Genomic DNA, 16063 nt, shown 5'->3' with positions numbered 1-16063 from the left:
GCATCCCCCGGCGGAGTCATGAGGCGGCGGCGAGCTCGCGCCACAGATGCGCGAGGGTCGCGGCGCCGCGGACGAGCATGCGCAGATCGATGCTCTCGTCGCTCGCATGCCAGTGGTCCTCGGGCAGACCCGTTCCGGCGATGAAGGCGCGGAGCGCGTCGGCGACGTCGTCGTTGCGCTGGCCGGCGACGATCCGGATGATCAGCGAGGCCATGGCCTCCCGCGGAATGACGGAGCGCTCGATGCCCTCCGGGTCTCCGGCGAGCAGAAAGCTCACCTCGAGGGCCGAGCGCACCCACACGCGCTCCTTCGGGGTGAACTCCTTCTCCCCCACGACGACCGTGGTCTCGGTGCGCCGCGTCGTCGTGAAGCCCGCGTCCCGCAGTTCGGCGGCGATCCAATGGGCTGACCACACCCCATCGAGGCGGCGCTTGGGGTCCGCCGACACGGAGGGGATCTCGACCCAGGCGGAGAGTCGGCCGACCATCTCGTCCCGATGGGCTCCGAGGAACGCTCCGATCGCGTCTTCCGCGGCTGCCGTCCGATCCCCCATGGTCACAGCATGCCCGCTGGGTCGCTGCAGAGGGCGGGGGTTGACGGCGCTGCCGCCGACCGGCTACCACCGGCGCGGCCGCTCGCGGGCCGTGAGCGATTGTCCCAGGCGCCTCCGGGTTTGGAAAGGCCCTGAGTGGATCAGCCGACCGGGCGTTGCATGGCCAGCCCATCCCCAGAAGAGAAAGGCTCGACATGTTCTTCCATCGACAGGAGCTCCAGTTCTCCGCGACGCCCGAGGCCCCGGACGCCGTGTACGCGCGCAAGCTGCAAGAGGTGCTCGGCGGGCAGTACGGCGAGATCACCGTCGCCCTGCAGTACCAGTTCCAGGCATGGAACATGCACATCCCCGGCAAGTACCGCGACCTGGTCTTCGGTATCGGCGCCGAGGAGATGGGCCACGTCGAGATGCTCGCGGTCATGATCGCGCAGCTCCTCGAGAAGTCCCCGCTCGGCATCACGGAGGATGCCGTGCAGGACGACCCCACGGTCGCGGCGATCGTCGGCGGCACGGACGTGCAGCAGGGCATCGTCGCCGGTGCCGGCGCCCGCCCGGTGGACAGCAACGGCAACCCGTGGCAGGGCTCGTACGTCACCGCGAGCGGCAACCTCCTCGCCGACTTCATGGCCAATGCGAACGCCGAGATGCAGGGCAGGGTGCAGGTCGCCCGGCTCTATCACATGACCGACGACCACGGCGTGCGGGATCTGCTGAGCTTCCTGCTGGCGCGCGACACCATGCACCAGAACCAGTGGCTGGCCGCTGCCGAGGAACTGAAGGCCGAGGGCGCCGAGAAGCTCCCCGTGCCCAGCAACTTCCCGCTTTCGAAGGAGCACCGCGACGTGTCGTACCAGTACCTCAACTTCAGCGACGGCCCTGCCGCCGCAGAAGGCACCTGGGCATCCGGCCCCACGCCGGACGGACACGGTGAGTTCAGCTATCACGAGGGCCCGACGACCACGGCCGAGATGCCGCCGCCCACCCACCCTGACGCTCGTTTCTACGGCACCACCGAGCTGCCGAACGTCGTGGAGAAGGTGGCCGGCGCCGCGCAGGACGCGCTCCACAAGGAGTGAGCAGACCCCGCTCCCCCGGGACGGGCGGCCGCCGCACCCCCGGGCACAGCGACCGCCCTACCGGACCCGATCCCCGCGACGCAACGCCCTCGCGCCCCTTCGGCGGGATCGATAGCGTCGAGGCCCTCGGTCTCCGGCAGAAGGGAACTCCATGCTCCTCGGCATCCTCACCTCCTCGGACAGGCGCCTCGGGGCTGGGGCCCGCCGATGACGGCGCAGTTCACCGTCGAACCGTGGGCCGTCGGCATCGAGAGCGTCGACACGGCCCATCTCGCGCAGGAGGAGTCCGTCTTCGGTCTCTCCAACGGCCACATCGGCTGGCGCGGAAACCTCGACGAGGGCGATCCGCGGGGTGTGGCGGGCAGTTACCTCAACGGCGTGTTCGAAGAGCATCCGATGCCCTATGCGGAGGACGGGTACGGCTACCCCGAGACGGGGCAGACGGTGATCAACGTCCCGAACGGGCAGCTCATCCGCCTGCTGGTCGGCGACGAGCCGTTCGACGTCGAGCACGGGACCGTCCATGCGCATGCCCGCCGCCTCGACCTGCGCGAAGGCACCCTGCATCGGGAGGTGGACTGGGAGTCCGCGGAGGGGCGACGCGTACACATCGCCTCGACCCGTCTGGTCTCCCTCGAACACCGGTCGCTGGCCGCCGTGCGCTACCGGGTGCAGGCGCTCGACGCTCCGCTCGCGGTCACCGTGCTGTCCGAGGTGCTCGCGAACGAGCCGCTCCCCGTGACCCATGACGATCCGCGGGTGCAGGAGCTCCTCGCCCGTCCGTTGGAGCCCGTCGCGGCATCGGAGCGCGGTGCGCGGAGCACGCTGCTCCACCGCACCCGCCGCAGCGGCCTGCGCGTGGCGGTGAGCGCGGACCATCTCGTGCAGCTCTCCGGAGAGGGGACGCCGGAGGTGACGACCGAGGTGGACGACGATCTGGCGCGCACGCGCATCCGCGTCGACCTCGCCCCCGGCGAGGAGCTCGAGGTCGTCAAGCTCGTCGGACACGAGTGGTCGGCGTCCCTCGCACCGCAGACGCTGCGTGACCGCGCGGAGGAGGCCGTGGAGGAAGCGGCTCGCCTGGGGTGGGACGCGCTCGTGGCGGGACAGCGCGCCGTCCTCGATCGGTACTGGGAGTGCGGCGACGTCCGTATCGACGGCGATGCCCGACTGCAGCAGGCCGTGCGCTTCGCGCTGTTCCAGGTGTTCCAGGCGTCGGCGCGCGCCGAGGCTCGATCCGTGCCGGGCAAGGGCCTCACCGGCTCGGGCTACGAGGGCCACACCTTCTGGGACTTCGAGGCGTTCGTGCTCCCCGTGCTCACCTCGACCGCTCCGGATGCCGCGCTCCAGGCACTGCGCTGGCGTTATGCGACGCTCGATCACGCCAGGGAGCGGGCGCGCACGCTCGGCCTGCGCGGCGCGTCCTTCGCCTGGCGCACGATCGACGGGCGCGAGAGCTCCGGGTACTGGCCGGCGAGCACGGCCGCCTTCCACATCAACGCCGCCGTCGCGGGCGCCGTGATGCACTACGTCCGCACGACGGGTGACCAGGACTTCGAGCGGGAGGCGGGCACGGAGATCCTCGTCGAGACGGCTCGTCTGTGGGCGTCCCTCGGGCGGTGGGACGAGACCGGCGGCTTCCACATCGACGGGGTCACCGGTCCGGACGAGTACACCGCCGTGGTCGACGACAACGTCTACACCAACCTCTCCGCTCGCCGGAACCTCCGCGGAGCCGCGGCAGCCGTCCGGCGGCATCCGGACGTCGCCGCCCGCCTCGGCGTGGACGACGACGAGCTCTCCGCGTGGGAGGCCGCCGCCGACGGCATGACCGTGCTCTACGACGAGGCGCGGCAGGTGCATCCGCAGTCGGCGGGATTCACCGCGCACGCCCGATGGGACTTCGACGCCACCGGCCCCGACGAGTATCCGTTGCACAGCCACTTCCCCTACTTCGACCTCTATCGCAAGCAGGTGCTGAAGCAGGCCGACCTCGTCCTGGCGCTCTACACCGCCCATGAGGAGTTCACGTGGGAGGAGAAGGCCAGGGCGTTCGCCTACTACGACGCCCTCACCGTGCGCGACTCCTCCCTCTCGGCGGCCGCGCAGGCTGTGATCGCTGCCGAGGTCGGGCACCTCGAGCTGGCATCGGCGTACCTCGCGGAGCTCGCGGCCCTCGACCTGGACGACCTCCACGGCAACACCGACGAGGGACTGCACATCGCGGCCCTCGCCGGCATCTGGACGGGGGTCACGGCCGGCTACGGGGGCATGCGGGCGGGCGATGACGGCCTGTCCTTCCGGCCCCAGCTCCCGGACGGCGTCTCCCGTCTCGCGTTCGGGGTGCGGCTGCACGGCTGCATCCTGCACGTCGACATCACGCCGGCGGAGACGACCTACCGGCTGAGCGCGGGTGAGCCGGTGACGATCCGGCACGCGGGCGAGGAGCTCGTCCTGCACGCGGGCGTTGCGTCGAGCCTGCCGACGCCGGACCGCGTCGAGCCGATCACCCCGGCGCCGGTGCCGCCGCGCTGGCGGGAACCGGGACGACCGCGGGCCGGCGACTGAGGCGGTGTTCGGTGCGTGTGCCATATCGGGGCGGGTCAGCGCAAGGCCCGTGGCGATGTCGGCCGCCCGCCGTAGGGTGGAGCCGTGCCTGATTCCCCCCACCCCGCATCGGATGTCCTCTGGGCGTGCGTCGAGGACGGCTTCCATGTCGGAAGCCGCGGCGGAGACTTCCTCGGCTACGTCGACCGTCAGCCCGACGGCCGCTTCGCCGCGTTCTCCGCGTCCGCGCAGCCGCTCGGTCTGCACGCCACGTTGAGCGACGCGACCACGGAGGTCGTCGCCCACGCCGGCCCCTCGGAGGGCGACGCCGCCCTCGGAGCTCCGGAGTTGGTGCAGGGGTGACGGCGGCCAGGGCCGACGGGCTGCTCCGCCTCGTCTACACCAGCACGGCGGCGCAGCCGTTCCGTGAGACCGCTCTGGAGCAGCTCCTCGAGCAGTGCCGCCGGTCGAACGCGGCCCACGACATCACAGGCCTCCTCCTCTTCCGCCAGGGGCGCTTCCTCCAGGTCCTCGAAGGACCGGTCGAGGCCGTGCGCCGACTCGTCGACTCGATCGCCGGCGATCCGCGTCACCGCGCGATGCGCATCCTGCTGGAGACGGCGATCACCGCCCGGCTCTTCTCCGACTGGTCGATGGGCTATCGGTCGTTCCGCGCGGGGAGCACCGCCGCCCCCACGGGCTTCCGCGACTCCTTCGACGACCTCGTCGACGGCGCGGACGCCTCCACGATGGAGCGCGCCCTGTTCGAGCTCACCCTGTGGTTCCGCACCCGCTCCGGCGCGGCGGACCCGGTTCCGGCCACGAGCGGCGAGGGCACCTCGCTCCGGGTATGAGCGAGCCCGCGGGCGGACCGGAGCCGTCGCTCATCCAGCAGCGCATGGAGCTGGAACGGCGGCGGAACTGGGGCGTCTACGCGATCGTGTTCTCCTCGGTGATGACCGTCGGCTGGACGATCGCGTTCCTCCTCGATGCGCCCGCCGGGTTGTGGCGCGTTCTCAGCATCATCGTGTTCGCCGCCGGGATCATCGTCGGTATCGTCGAGACCCGCCGCGCGAGGCGCGCGCTCCGCGCGTTCGAGGACCGCCACGGGCCGGACGCAGGTGTGCGGCGCTAGCGGGTTCCTCGCGCCTCGCGGTCGCAGAACCCGTAGGGTGGGCAATATCCCGAGGCATAGCGATGCGGATTGGAGCCCGATGAGGAGCGAGGTCCGTTTCATCGGAGAGCGCGCACGCCGCGACGCCGAGGAGCTTTCGCGGGTGCTCGAGAGGAGGCGAGAAGATGAGACGGTCGACGTCGACCTCCTCAGAGGAAGATCAGCAGAGCTCGCCGCCTCGATCGACTCGGATTGGGCATCTGTCGTGCTGCTCGCCGTGTGGAACTCGCTCAGGGATCCGACCGAGCCTGCCCGCCCATTCGTGAAGCGAGCGTTGGAGCTCCTGCAGAGGATGCCGGACAAGGGAAGCTCCAGGGCTCTCGTCGATGTCGCGAACCTGGTGTCGGCCTGCTGGCTCAGTCACGAAGCGGACATGACGGATCTCGCTCCGATCTGGCAGTCCTCCGACCCTGACCAGACCGTCACAATACTGATCAGCGGAGCAAGCCTTCCCACGACCGCCGACGCGCTCTCCCTGATGAACGACGTGCACGGCAGCATCCGCGCGGTGGCTGAGATCCTCTCGCTGCAGTCCGACCCTGGAGAGCTCTTCTCCGCCGAGGATTTCCCTCATCTGTCGCGGCTGCCGGCGTCCGGCGAGGCACGTCCGATCTGGTTGGCTCTGTATCTCCGGATGTCGCTGATCATCCGTCTGGCACCGTTCGAACCGGATATCGCACCCCTATCCGAGCAGTTCTCCACGCAGGTCTACTCCGAAACCGGAGAGTCGATCGTGCTGGGGCACGCGGAGATCACTTCACTCCTCATCAGTCGAGAGGACGAGGTCGCCGCGTACCCGGTGATCAACTCCGCCGGTGTCTGCTGGACGAGCTGCTACCTGCTCGCGGACTCCCTCGCACCGTGGCTCCTGGCTGCTATTCAGCAGACCACGCTCCGAGAGCACGTCATCTCGCAGCCTTTTGAAGACAAGGTCGTGAGCCTGCTCCGCTCCCATGGGTTTCGAGCCGGCTCGGTGGATGACAAGGGCACGTGGACGACACAGTGGGGCAAGGAGCGCCTCCGGGGCGACGAGAGGATCCCCGGCCAGATCGATGTGCTCGCGACGCGCGACGACGGTGTCTTCGTGTTGGAATGCAAATCCATCTTCTCGATGGGTCGGATTCGGAACATCGCAGAGAAGCTCGGACCCGATAGCCACAGCTGGCGTACCACGCTGGGGAAGAAGCGAAAGTGGGTCGAGAAGGCACTTCATCGCGACGCCGACCTCTCGTTGGTCGTCGTGGAAGGAATACAGACATATGCATCGGCGCAGGAGTGGGAGAGGGAATCTCCCCTGATCACGTTCGAGACTTTGACCCAACTGCTCGACGCTGCGGCGCTGCAATCGGAAGATCCGCGTGACGCGTGACGATCACATGGTCACGGAGATCAACGCCGAGGGAGTACGTGATCCGTCCCGGTGAGAACGGGATTCGCGTGTTGGCGCTCGGCGTCGACGGACAGTGCGCGAGGGCACGTTTCAGTTGTTGAAGCGGAACTCCACGACGTCGCCGTCCTGCATGACGTAGTCCTTGCCCTCCAGGCGCGCCTTGCCCTTGGCACGGGCCTCCTGCACGGAACCGGTCTCGACGAGGTCGTCGAACGACACGATCTCGGCCTTGATGAAGCCCTTCTCGAAGTCCGTGTGGATGACGCCGGCGGCCTGCGGAGCCTTCGATCCCTTGGGGATGGTCCAGGCGCGGGCCTCCTTGGGGCCGGCGGTGAGGTAGGTCTGCAGCCCGAGCGTGTCGAAGCCGATGCGGGCGAGCTGGTCGAGACCCGACTCGTCCTGTCCCGTCGAGGCGAGGAGCTCGGCGGCGTCCTCGGGGTCGAGGTCCTTGAGCTCGGACTCGATCTTCGCGTCGAGGAAGATGGCCTGCGCCGGCGCGACGAGGGCGGCGAGCTCGGCCTTGCGGGCGGCGTCGGTCAGCACGGACTCGTCGACGTTGAAGACGAAGATGACGGGCTTGACGGTCAGGAGCCCGAGTTCGCGGATCGGCTCGAGGTCGAGGCCGCTGGTGGAAAGCAGGATCCCCCGCTCCAGGGCGTCCTTGGCGGCCTTCGCGGCTTCGAGGACCGACGGGTCGATCTTCTTGCCGCGGACCTCCTTCTCGTACCGCGTGATGGCCTTCTCGACGGTCTGCAGGTCGGCGAGCATGAGCTCCGCGTTGATCGTCTCCATGTCCGACGCCGGGTTCACGGCACCGTCCACGTGCACCACGTCGTCGTCGGAGAACCCGCGCACCACCTGGGCGATCGCGTCGGCCTCGCGGATGTTCGCGAGGAACTGGTTGCCCAGCCCCTCCCCCTCGCTCGCCCCTCGGACGATGCCGGCGATGTCGACGAACGACACGGCGGCGGGCAGGATGCGCTCGCTCCCGAAGATCTCCGCGAGCTTCTGGAGCCGCGGGTCGGGAAGGTTCACCACGCCGACGTTCGGCTCGATCGTCGCGAACGGGTAGTTCGCCGCGAGCACGTCGTTCTTGGTGAGAGCGTTGAAGAGGGTGGACTTGCCGACGTTGGGCAGGCCGACGATTCCGATAGTGAGAGCCACGGGGTATGAGTCTACCTGCGCCGCTCTCCCCTCCTCACCCTCGCGGAGGGCAGGCACCCACGCGGGATCAGGCGGCAGGGCGCGAAAAGTGCCTGTTGCGGCGCGGGCGCCTGTTCAGTCGCGGACCGCGCGGAACGCCCTGGTCACGTACGGCACCTCGATCACATCGTCCCCGTGCAGGCCGAGCTCGTCGAACAGGGCGTCCATCTCGCGGCGAATCCGCGCCTTCTCGGCATCGTCGGCGGTGATCACGGCGCTGCGGGACGCGGCCATGCGGTGCAGGAGCTCCCGCGTCATGGGACGCGACCACTCCCAGCGCTCCTGCGCCAGAGCGCCGAAGGGCTCCGCCACCACGGGGTCGCCCGCCGCGAGCATGATCTCGGCGTTGCTCCCGTGCATGATGTCGGTGAGCCGGCGCACCCAGTCGACGCGCTCGTCGCGGAGGTTCCAGATGAGCCCGAGCACACCGCCCGGCCGCACCGCGCGACCGATCTCCGCCGAGGCGGCGACCGGCTCGACCCAGTGCCACGCCTGGCCGAGCACCACGGCATCCACGCTGGCATCCGGAAGCGGCAGCTCCTCGGCGGTCCCGACGAACGTGGGCACTCCGGGGACAGCTTCACGAAGGGCGGCGAGCATCGCAGGGTCCGGATCGATCGCCACGACCTCGGCTTCCGCAGCCGCGACGAGCGCCCGCGTGAGCTTGCCGGTGCCGGCACCGACGTCCGCCACCCGCCGCGCACCGTCCGCCATCGGCTCCAGCATCCAGGCGACGGCCTCGAAGGGATACTCGGGTCGTCCGGCCTCGTACCTCCCGGCCGCCGCACCGAAGGATCTCGCGAGTTCATCCGCCATGTGGCCAGCATACGGCGAGCCTGCACAGCGACGTCGGAGGCCCGGGAGAGAGTGAGGACGTGCCACTGGACTTCACTGCGATCGACTTCGAGACCGCGAACTCCAGCCCGGCCTCCGCGTGTTCCGTGGGACTCGTGCGGGTGCGGGACGGGGAGGTCGTCGCCACCGCGAACTGGCTGATCCAGCCCCCGCCCGGCCACGACGAGTTCCAGGAGTGGAACGTCCGCATCCACGGCATCCGCCCCGAGCACGTGCTGTCGGCGGCGACGTGGGTCGATCAGTTCGACCGCCTGTGCGGCTTCGCGGGCGCCGACGTGCTCGTGGCCCACAACGCCGGCTTCGACCTGAACGTCCTGCGTCGGGCGACGGAGGTCACGGGACAGATCTGCCCGCCGTACCGGTCGCTGTGCAGCCTCCAGGTGGCACGGAAGACCTATCAGCTCGACTCCTACCGTCTACCCCTCGCCGCCGCGGCGGCCGGATACGCGGAGTTCTCGCACCACGACGCACTGGCGGATGCCCTCGCCTGCGCCCAGATCATCGTGGACGCGGCCGCGCGTGCCGGGGCCGCGGATGTCTTCGGACTCGCCGACGCCCTCGGCCTCCGCGTGACGGAGCCCGCCGCACCGGCGCTGGAGCGCGCCGTCGCCTGACGCACCTCGCGTCCTCCCGGCGATGTCGGACGCCCCCGGCATCATGGAGCCATGGATGCCCTGTCGATCGTTCTCCTGCTCGTGGCCCTCGCCGCGGGCGTCGCTCTGGGCTGGTTCCTCCGAGCCGGACGCAGCGCCGCCGACATCGCACGCACGCAGGCGGAGCTTGCGGCCGCCCGAGACGACCGCGATCGCCAGTACGACCTCTATCGAGACGCGGTCGAGCACGCCCGCTCCGAGCAGCGGGCGGAGGCGCAGCGCGTCCAGCAGCAGAACGCGGTGCTGCAGGCTCTAGCACCGGTCCGCGAGAGCCTCCAGCAGATGCAGTCGAAGGTCGCCGCGATCGAGAGCGAGCGGCAGGCACAGTTCGGCACGCTCGCCGAGCAGCTCCGGCGCGCCCAGGAGTCGGATGAGGCGCTCCGCGCGACGACCGAGTCACTGGCGGGTGCGCTGCGCTCCACGTCCACGCGCGGCGTCTGGGGCGAGACCCAGCTGCGGCGCGTCGTCGAGGCGGCGGGGCTGACCAGACACGTCGACTTCGACCTCCAGGCGACGATCACCTCCGACCGCGGCCAAGGCCGCCCCGACATGGTGGTCCGCCTTCCGGGCGGCACGTCGATCGCCGTCGACGCGAAGGTGCCCCTCGACGCCTACCTCGAGGCCTCCGCCCTCCCCCTCGGCGACGCCCACGAGTCTCAGCGCCGCGCGCACATGCAGAAGCACGTCCGCGCCGTCCGCGCCCACGTCGACGCCCTGGCCAAGAAGGCCTACTGGTCAGGGCTCGACGCCAGCCCCGAGTTCGTCATCTGCTTCCTGCCGAGCGAGTCGCTGCTGGCGGCCGCCATCGATGAGGATCCCACGTTGCTCGACTACGCCTTCAGCCGTCGAGTGGCCCTCGCCTCCCCCGTCAACCTCTGGGCGGTCCTCAAGACGGTCGCCTACACCTGGACCCAGCAAGAGGTGTCCACCGAGGCCCGGAGTCTGCTGGCGCTCGGCACGCAGCTGTACGAGCGCCTCGGCACACTCGCCGGTCACGCCGACGACCTGCGGCGGGCGATCGAGCGGACGGTGGACAGCTACAACCGCTTCGCCGGCTCCCTGGAGTCGCGCGTGCTCGTGACCGCCCGGCAGTTCCCCGGCGTCGATGCGGAGGCCCTGGCGCCGGCGTCGGCGATCACCGCGGACGGGCGGCGCTTCACCGCACCCGAACTGCTGGTCCCGACGGAGGCCGAGGCCACCGCCGACACGATGCAGGCCGATGTCGGCGAGGTCCGCGCGCGACTGGACCACTCCGCCGCGCTCCACGACCGGAAGCAGTGACGGCGGAAGTGACCGGATACCCGGTCGCGGGGTGTCAGGCGACGCCAGGGACGCCGCTGAGCAGCACGATGACGAGGCCGCTCGTGGCGAGGAAGGCGCCGATCATCCACCAGGCGCTGACCTCGTGTCCCTCCGCGCGGCGGACGCGGAACAGCACGTCGGCGCGGCGGGCTGGATCGACGGCCGGCTGCGCGACCGGTGCCGGCGGGGCTACGGCTGCCGCCTCCGCATCGGCGCTCACCCGGAGGATGCGTCCGGTGTTCGTCGTGATGATCTTGGTCGGCGCGGCGCTCTTCGAGCCGCTCGTGTGCTGCGTTGTCATGCGTTCGCCCTCCTGTGCCTGCGGTGCCTGGCGGCTCCGTCGACGGCGACAAACCCAGTGACAATTCTGACACGGCAGCTCGACGAACCGGGCCCGACTCGTGGAGGAGGCGATACCGGGTCGGTAACGATGGCGAGAATCCGCCCCGCGATCATGCCGACGGGAGAGCCGTCACAGCCACTTCGAGACGAGGTGCTCCGACGCGATCCGACGGAGGGTTCCGGAGGCGCCCCGCAGGACCACGCTCTCGGTATAGACGTAGCCGCGCTCGCGGCGCACACCGGCGACGAGCTGGCCGTCCGTGACACCCGTGGCGACGAAGATCGTGTTGTTGCCCTGCACGAGGTCGTCCGCCTCGTAGACCTTGTCCATGTCGAGTCCTGCGTCGATGCCACGCTGACGCTCGTCGTCGTCGCGCGGCCAGAGCCGGCCCTGGATGTGGCCGCCGAGGGCCTTGATCGCGCACGCGGTGACGATGCCCTCCGGGCTGCCGCCGACGCCCACGCACATATCGGTGCGGGCGTCGTGGCGTGCGGCGTTGATCCCGCCGGCGACATCGCCGTCGCTCATGAGACGGGTTCCGGCCCCGGCGTCCCGGATCTCCTGGATGAGCTGCTCGTGCCGCGGACGGTTGAGCACCGACACGACGATCTCGTCGACGGGCTTGTCCAGCGCGCCGGCGAGTTTGCGGATGTTCTCGCCGATCGGCAGGCGGATGTCGACCACGCCGACGCCGGCGGGCCCCGTGACGAGCTTGTCCATGTAGAAGACGCTGGAGGCGTCGAGCATCGTGTCGCGGTCGGACACAGCGATCACGGAGAGCGCGTTCTGCCGGCCGGCCGCGGTCAGCGACGTGCCGTCGATCGGGTCGACCGCGATATCGCACAGCGGGCCGCGCCCTGTGCCGACGACCTCGCCGTTGAACAGCATCGGGGCGTTGTCCTTCTCGCCCTCGCCGATCACCACGCGGCCCTGGAAGTCGACCGTCCCGAGGAACGCCCGCATGGCGTCGACGGCGGCGCCGTCGGCAGCCTCCTTCGCACCGCGACCGATGAACGGAACGGCACGGATCGCCGCCGCCTCGGTCGCGCGCACCAACTCCATCGCGAGGTTACGGTCGGGACGCAGCGGGCTCAGGTCGGCAGTCAGACTCACCATGATCCCCAGCCTATCCGCGAGCAGGGGATCGATCGGCTCGTTTTCCGCCTGCGGGCGATGAAGAAATCGCGGTTCTTAACACCACCGAAGGACGGCCTCCGCCGACGCGCGACTCCTCCTGCCGGTGCCGGACACCCGCCCCGATAGAGTGGCAGCTGTCCCGGCTTCACCTACCGCAGGAGTTCTCATGCCCGTCGCCACCCCGGATCAGTACGCCGACATGCTCGACCGCGCGAAGGCAGGCGGCTTCGCATACCCCGCGTTCAACGTCTCGAGCTCGCAGACGATCAACGCCGTCCTCCAGGGCCTGACCGAGGCCGGCTCCGACGGCATCATCCAGGTCACCACCGGCGGCGCCGACTACTTCGCCGGCCACACGGTCAAGGCCCGCGCGACCGGCGCCCTCGCCTTCGCCCGCTACGCCACCGAGGTCGCCAAGAACTACCCCGTCACCGTCGCCCTGCACACGGACCACTGCCCGAAGGACGCTCTCGCGGGCTTCGTCGAGCCGCTCATCGCCGCCTCGGAGGAAGAGGTCAAGGCCGGCCGCAACCCGATCTTCCAGTCCCACATGTGGGACGGCTCGGCCGTGCCGCTCGCGGAGAACATCGAGATCGCGAAGGAGCTGCTCCCCCGCATGAAGGCCATCAACGCCATCCTCGAGGTCGAGATCGGCGTCGTCGGCGGCGAGGAGGACGGCGTGCAGCACGAGGGCTCGAACGAGGCGCTCTACACGACGTTCGCCGACGTGGACCAGGCCGTGCAGGCGCTGGGCCTGGGCGAGCAGGGCCGTTACATCGCCGCCCTCACCTTCGGCAACGTCCACGGCGTGTACAAGCCGGGCGGCGTGAAGCTGCGTCCGGAGCTGCTCGGCGAGATCCAGGCCGAGGTCGCCGCGAAGTACAACACCGGCGAGAAGCCGCTCGACCTCGTCTTCCACGGCGGCTCGGGCTCGACCGACGAGGAGATCGCCCTCGCGGTCGCCAACGGCGTCATCAAGATGAACATCGACACCGACACCCAGTACGCCTACACGCGTGCCATCGCCGATTACATGTTCAAGAACTACGACGGCGTGCTGAAGGTCGACGGCGAGGTCGGCAACAAGAAGCAGTACGACCCGCGCGCCTGGGGCAAGATCGCGGAGTCGGCCATGGCCGCCCGGGTGGTCGAGTCGACCCGCCAGCTCGGCTCGTACGGCCAGTCGAAGAGCTGATCCCCGCAGACACAGCGAAGGGGCCCGGCGTCATGCCGGGCCCCTTTCGTCTGCGTGTCGGCGTCAGCGCGCCCCGGTCGCCTGGTCGAGGTATGCGATGAAAGCCGGGTCGCCCATCATCGGCACGACAAGGCAGAACGAAGCGATGCCCAGCGTGATGACGGCTCCGACGAGCGGGAGCCACCAGGTGAGTCGGCCGCGGCGCAGGCGACGGATGGACAGGGCCGCCGTGACGCACCAGCCCACGGCCAGCACCACGGCAGCGATCGTCCCCCACGTGCGGCCCGCGGCGTAGTTGGTGAACTCCCCCTCGATGCCCAGCATCCCCATGGTCTGATTCATCACGGGGACGATGTCGAGATAGGACAGGCCGGTGACCACGACGTTGACGAGGCCGTAGGCGAGAAGCGCGATCGTCGCGAACCGATCCACCGGATGAGGGCGTGCGGGACTCGCGGCGTCCGACGCGGGACGCGTGGGAGCCGAAGACGGAGCCGGATCTGACGGGGCGACCACCTCCGCCACAGGGGGCAGGCCCGCGGCCCTCCGCTGCTCCTCTGGTGTGGCGAGTTCCCCGTATCGGGGGCGCTGGTCGGTCATCCCGCCATCGTATCGGCCGAGGCTCAGCCCACCCGTTCAGGGAAGCCGGGCCCCCAACCGATAGCGGCCCCGGAGAAGTGGGGACTTCTCGGGGCCGCGGACGTGGAGCGCTGGGGACGCTCCTCATCCCGTTGGTCGCCGGCGCTGGGGACGCCGTAGGCGATCAGTAGGGCGTTGTCAGCCACTACGCCTTCGATCATAGGGAACCCGCGATGCCCACACCAGGGCCCCGAATTCAGATGGTGAACTCGGCGTCCGGGCCGTCGGTGTCCAGGGCGTCCGCCCCGAGCTGCAGGGAGAGCCGCCGCGCCGTGCGCTGCAGGTTCGACACGAGACGGCGGTTGACCACCGCCCGGTCCGCGGGCAGGGAGACGGCCAGCGACGCCGTCACCCCGGGCGCGACGACCGGAACCGCGACACAGGTGGCTCCGATCGCATACTCCTCCCGGTCGATCGCCCATCCCGGCGTCTGCTCGAGCTGGGTGAGAAGCGTCCGGCGATCGCTGATCGTCCGAGGCGTGAGCTCCTCGAGCCGGTGCCGGGAGAGGTAGTCCAGGCGATCCTCCTCGGAGAGCGCCGCGAGGATCTGCTTGCCGAGAGCGGTCGCGTGGGCGCTGGCGTGCAGCCCGACCCAGAGCTCGATGCGCGGATTCCGCACGGCGTCCACGATGTCGACGAGATGCATCTCCCCGTCCGCATATCGGGAGAGGTAGGCCGTGGCGCCCACGTCCTCCGTCACCGCGCGCAGAGCGGCGCGCACCCGAGCCAGGAACACCCCACGAGAGTCGATCTGCTGCTGGAACGCGGGAAAGCGTCCGCCCAGCACGAGCCCGTCCGGTTCGGCACTGAGGTACCCCTCGTGCACGAGCGTGCGGACGAGGTTGTAGGTCGTTCCCGGAGTGAGCCCCGTGATCGACGAGAGCATCTTGGCCGGAAGCGGCCGCGGGGAGTTGGCGACGATGTCGACCAGGCGGAGCGCGCGTTGCACGGACCCGATGAGGGTCGGCTCCGCCTCCGCGGCGTTCACCGCTACGCACCCCCTCCAGCGGACGCGCGGCCGCCGAGGGCGCGCGCGTCGCGCTGGCCCGTGGCGTCCTGACGGAGCTCCTTCGGCAGGGAGAACATGAGGTCCTCCTCCGCCGTCTTGACCTCTTCCACATCGCGATACCCGGCATCGCCGATCGCGTCGAGCACCTCGCGCACGAGCACCTCGGGGACGGAGGCGCCGCTGGTGACACCCACCGTCTCCACGCCGTCGAGCCACTCCTGGCGGATCTCCTCGGCGTAGTCCACGCGGTACGCGGCCTTGGCTCCGTACTCCAGGGCGACCTCGACGAGACGCACGCTGTTGGACGAGTTGGCCGAGCCGACCACGATCACGAGATCAGCGCCCTGCGCGACCTTCTTGATCGCGACCTGCCGGTTCTGCGTCGCGTAGCAGATGTCGTCGGACGGCGGATTGTGCAGCTCGGGGAAGCGGGTGCGCAGTCGGTTCACCGTCTCCATCGTCTCGTCGACGGAGAGCGTCGTCTGCGACAGCCAGACCACCTTGGACGGGTCCTTCACCTGGACGGTGTCGGCTTCTTCCGGGGAGTTGACGACCGTGACGTGGTCCGGTGCCTCTCCCGCGGTGCCCTCGACCTCCTCGTGACCGTCGTGGCCGATGAGCAGGATCTCGAAGTCGTCCCGCGCGAAGCGCACGGCCTCGCGGTGGACCTTGGTGACGAGCGGGCAGGTGGCGTCGATGGCATGCAGACCACGGTCCGAAGCGGCGTTCACGACCGCCGGGGAGACGCCGTGCGCACTGAAGACGACGTGCGCGCCCTCGGGCACCTCGTCGACCTCCTCCACGAAGACCGCGCCCTTGGCCTCGAGCTCCGTCACGACGTGGATGTTGTGCACGATCTGCTTGCGCACATAGACCGGGGCGCCGTAGCGCTCCAGCGCCTTCTCCACAGCGACCACCGCACGGTCCACCCCTGCACAGTATCCGCGGGGGGCGGCAAGCAGGACGCGCTTGTGTCCGGGCACCGGG

At 69.8% G+C, this 16063-nt stretch carries 17 protein-coding genes; 9 read left to right on the top strand and 8 right to left on the bottom strand.

Features of this window, described 5'->3' with window-relative positions; translation table 11 throughout:
- Positions 1–16: 16 nt before the first annotated feature.
- The gene (locus tag DW296_RS02295; RefSeq protein ID WP_136050914.1) at positions 17–553 is read right to left on the bottom strand and encodes a peptidase dimerization domain-containing protein; all 537 of its coding nucleotides are present in this window, start codon (positions 551–553) and stop codon (positions 17–19) included.
- Between the two features lie 194 nt (positions 554–747).
- Between DW296_RS02295 and DW296_RS02290 the strand changes: the two genes are divergently transcribed.
- From DW296_RS02290 to DW296_RS02265, 6 genes are all read left to right on the top strand, one after another.
- Complete coding sequence (locus DW296_RS02290) at positions 748–1629, top strand: manganese catalase family protein (protein ID WP_136050913.1); 882 nt, start codon at positions 748–750, stop codon at positions 1627–1629.
- Positions 1630–1836: 207 nt separating this feature from the next.
- On the top strand, positions 1837–4197 hold the full coding sequence (locus tag DW296_RS02285; RefSeq protein WP_136050912.1) for a glycoside hydrolase family 65 protein: 2361 nt from the start codon (positions 1837–1839) through the stop codon (positions 4195–4197).
- A gap of 84 nt (positions 4198–4281) precedes the next feature.
- Positions 4282–4539, top strand: coding sequence for a hypothetical protein (locus DW296_RS02280; RefSeq protein ID WP_025102908.1), 258 nt, complete (start codon positions 4282–4284; stop codon positions 4537–4539).
- A complete protein-coding gene (locus DW296_RS02275; RefSeq protein WP_240742960.1) occupies positions 4536–5030 on the top strand; it encodes a BLUF domain-containing protein in 495 nt (164 codons plus the stop codon). The genes DW296_RS02280 and DW296_RS02275 overlap by 4 nt, the downstream gene beginning before the upstream one ends.
- Entirely contained in the window at positions 5027–5311 is a 285-nt protein-coding gene (locus DW296_RS02270) for a hypothetical protein (RefSeq protein WP_136050911.1), read from the top strand. Before DW296_RS02275 ends, DW296_RS02270 begins: the two co-directional genes overlap by 4 nt.
- 79 nt (positions 5312–5390) lie before the next feature.
- Positions 5391–6719 (top strand): NERD domain-containing protein, encoded by a 1329-nt coding sequence (locus DW296_RS02265; protein ID WP_136050910.1) that lies wholly within the window; start codon positions 5391–5393, stop codon positions 6717–6719.
- Between the two features lie 111 nt (positions 6720–6830).
- Here DW296_RS02265 and ychF read toward each other — a convergent pair whose 3' ends face one another.
- Both ychF and DW296_RS02255 read right to left on the bottom strand, forming a co-directional pair.
- Positions 6831–7904, bottom strand: a complete 1074-nt coding sequence (gene ychF, locus DW296_RS02260) for a redox-regulated ATPase YchF (protein ID WP_136050909.1) — start codon at positions 7902–7904, stop codon at positions 6831–6833.
- Between the two features lie 114 nt (positions 7905–8018).
- Positions 8019–8759, bottom strand: a complete 741-nt coding sequence (locus tag DW296_RS02255; protein WP_136050908.1) for a class I SAM-dependent methyltransferase — start codon at positions 8757–8759, stop codon at positions 8019–8021.
- 59 nt (positions 8760–8818) lie between these two features.
- Here DW296_RS02255 and DW296_RS02250 point away from each other — a divergent pair, with 59 nt between their 5' ends.
- A complete protein-coding gene (locus DW296_RS02250; protein WP_136050907.1) occupies positions 8819–9412 on the top strand; it encodes an exonuclease domain-containing protein in 594 nt (197 codons plus the stop codon).
- 51 nt (positions 9413–9463) lie between these two features.
- Positions 9464–10732 carry a DNA recombination protein RmuC gene (gene rmuC, locus DW296_RS02245; protein ID WP_136050906.1) on the top strand — a complete coding sequence of 423 codons (1269 nt, stop codon included), beginning with the start codon at positions 9464–9466 and terminating at the stop codon, positions 10730–10732.
- Positions 10733–10766: 34 nt separating this feature from the next.
- Here rmuC and DW296_RS02240 read toward each other — a convergent pair whose 3' ends face one another.
- Both DW296_RS02240 and glpX read right to left on the bottom strand, forming a co-directional pair.
- On the bottom strand, positions 10767–11054 hold the full coding sequence (locus DW296_RS02240) for a hypothetical protein (protein ID WP_060922698.1): 288 nt from the start codon (positions 11052–11054) through the stop codon (positions 10767–10769).
- Positions 11055–11225: 171 nt separating this feature from the next.
- Entirely contained in the window at positions 11226–12212 is a 987-nt protein-coding gene (gene glpX / locus DW296_RS02235; protein ID WP_060922697.1) for a class II fructose-bisphosphatase, read from the bottom strand.
- 187 nt (positions 12213–12399) lie between these two features.
- Here glpX and fbaA point away from each other — a divergent pair, with 187 nt between their 5' ends.
- Positions 12400–13428, top strand: a complete 1029-nt coding sequence (gene fbaA, locus DW296_RS02230; RefSeq protein WP_025103954.1) for a class II fructose-bisphosphate aldolase — start codon at positions 12400–12402, stop codon at positions 13426–13428.
- A gap of 63 nt (positions 13429–13491) precedes the next feature.
- On the opposite strand, the gene DW296_RS02225 is transcribed toward fbaA, so the two are convergent.
- The 3 genes from DW296_RS02225 to DW296_RS02215 form a co-directional block, all read right to left on the bottom strand.
- Positions 13492–14028 carry a DUF6264 family protein gene (locus DW296_RS02225; protein ID WP_136050905.1) on the bottom strand — a complete coding sequence of 179 codons (537 nt, stop codon included), beginning with the start codon at positions 14026–14028 and terminating at the stop codon, positions 13492–13494.
- A 235-nt stretch (positions 14029–14263) separates the two neighbouring features.
- Positions 14264–15055, bottom strand: a complete 792-nt coding sequence (locus DW296_RS02220; protein ID WP_060922694.1) for an IclR family transcriptional regulator — start codon at positions 15053–15055, stop codon at positions 14264–14266.
- Between the two features lie 2 nt (positions 15056–15057).
- Positions 15058–16063: 4-hydroxy-3-methylbut-2-enyl diphosphate reductase (locus DW296_RS02215; protein ID WP_446724122.1), on the bottom strand; the 1006-nt coding region annotated here is incomplete at its 5' end.

This window comes from Microbacterium sp. K36 (assembly GCF_004794355.1).
GTDB lineage: Bacteria > Actinomycetota > Actinomycetes > Actinomycetales > Microbacteriaceae > Microbacterium > Microbacterium paraoxydans_D.
This window is presented reverse-complemented; position numbering and strand designations above follow the sequence as displayed.

Bases quoted from the DNA above. Each gene is read 5' to 3' on its own strand.
- DW296_RS02295 (WP_136050914.1), bottom strand. From the start codon at position 553: ATGGGGGATCGGACGGCAGCCGCGGAAGACGCGATCGGAGCGTTCCTC.
- DW296_RS02290 (WP_136050913.1), top strand. From the start codon at position 748: ATGTTCTTCCATCGACAGGAGCTCCAGTTCTCCGCGACGCCCGAGGCC.
- DW296_RS02285 (WP_136050912.1), top strand. From the start codon at position 1,837: ATGACGGCGCAGTTCACCGTCGAACCGTGGGCCGTCGGCATCGAGAGC.
- DW296_RS02270 (WP_136050911.1), top strand. From the start codon at position 5,027: ATGAGCGAGCCCGCGGGCGGACCGGAGCCGTCGCTCATCCAGCAGCGC.
- DW296_RS02265 (WP_136050910.1), top strand. From the start codon at position 5,391: ATGAGGAGCGAGGTCCGTTTCATCGGAGAGCGCGCACGCCGCGACGCC.
- DW296_RS02255 (WP_136050908.1), bottom strand. From the start codon at position 8,759: ATGGCGGATGAACTCGCGAGATCCTTCGGTGCGGCGGCCGGGAGGTAC.
- rmuC (WP_136050906.1), top strand. From the start codon at position 9,464: ATGGATGCCCTGTCGATCGTTCTCCTGCTCGTGGCCCTCGCCGCGGGC.
- DW296_RS02240 (WP_060922698.1), bottom strand. From the start codon at position 11,054: ATGACAACGCAGCACACGAGCGGCTCGAAGAGCGCCGCGCCGACCAAG.
- glpX (WP_060922697.1), bottom strand. From the start codon at position 12,212: ATGGTGAGTCTGACTGCCGACCTGAGCCCGCTGCGTCCCGACCGTAAC.
- fbaA (WP_025103954.1), top strand. From the start codon at position 12,400: ATGCCCGTCGCCACCCCGGATCAGTACGCCGACATGCTCGACCGCGCG.
- DW296_RS02225 (WP_136050905.1), bottom strand. From the start codon at position 14,028: ATGACCGACCAGCGCCCCCGATACGGGGAACTCGCCACACCAGAGGAG.